The sequence below is a fragment of the Candidatus Darwinibacter acetoxidans genome, assembly GCF_041936445.1.
GTDB lineage: Bacteria > Bacillota > Limnochordia > Darwinibacteriales > Darwinibacteriaceae > DTU010.
Map to the genome: position 1 here is coordinate 1 of NZ_JBHGXH010000334.1, position 1093 is coordinate 1093.

Sequence of the window (1093 nt, forward strand, 5' to 3'; positions counted from 1 at the left end):
GCCATCCGCATGACCGAGAACCAGGTCGTTTTGGAGAACCATCTCCAAAATCTCAAGGAGTCCATCTCAGGCGTAAGCCTTGATGAAGAGATGGCCAACATGATCCGCTTCCAGCACGCTTACAACGCCGCAGCCAGGATGATGACGGCTGTGGATGAGACTTTAGATACGATCATAAACCGCTTAGGCATAGTGGGACGCTAGGAGGCATCCGCTTATGCGTGTTACTAACCGAATGATGAACAACACCCTGCTGCTGAACTTGAATCGCGGTCTTGCCCGTTTGGAGCGTATCAACAATCAGCTGGGTACTAAAAAGAAAATCAACCGGCCGTCGGATGACCCGGTAAAGACCGGTGTGATCCTGCGTACAAGTACGTCCATCAGGGAGACGGAGCAGTACATCCGCAACCTCGATGCCGCCGTTTCCTGGCTGGATGCCGCGGATGTGATTCTCCAGGATGTGGTCAGCGTGATCCACAGGGCCAAGGAGCTGGCTGTAGCGGGGGCTTCCACTCATCTTGACGAGACAGCCAGACAGGCTTTGGCCGATGAAATCGCCCAGCTCCATGATAACCTATTACAGCTGGCCAACTCCACCCACGGAGGACGCTATCTCTTTGCTGGCCAACATACCGATAAGAAACCCTTTTCGGGTGGCGGGGTTACAGGTGATCGGATCAATGATGTGACCTTTTTGATGAGTCTCACGGGCGATGAGACGAAAATCGAGTTTGAGATAGCTCCCGGCATCACCATAGATGTCAACGTCATCAGCTACAATCCAGATGATAATCCGCAAGAGGGTCTCTTTATGCCCATCTTCAACGCACTGCAGGAGCTCTATGGGGAGCTGGTGGACGATACAGGCGATCCCGACATACCCCTGCAGGACCTGGATAACTCCCTGGACAATGTGCTGCGCAAGATATCTGAACTGGGCGGCAAGCAGAACAGGGTAGAACTGGCCCGGGAGAGGATGCTGGACCTCCAACTTAACCTGACCAGGATCCTTTCGGAAGAGCAGGATCTGGACTATGCCGAAGCGATTATGGAGCTGAAGATGGAGGAGTTTGCCTACCGCACTGCTTTG

The 1093-nt window shown here is 53.4% G+C and carries 2 protein-coding genes; both read left to right on the top strand.

Going from position 1 to position 1093, the window contains the following annotated elements; translation table 11 throughout:
- On the top strand, window positions 1-204 hold a 204-nt coding region (locus ACE4YL_RS14570; protein ID WP_461365199.1), incomplete at its 5' end, for a flagellar basal body rod C-terminal domain-containing protein.
- A 13-nt stretch (window positions 205-217) separates the two neighbouring features.
- Window positions 218-1093 (top strand): flagellar hook-associated protein FlgL (gene flgL, locus ACE4YL_RS14575; RefSeq protein WP_461365613.1); only part of this gene is annotated, 876 nt, incomplete at its 3' end.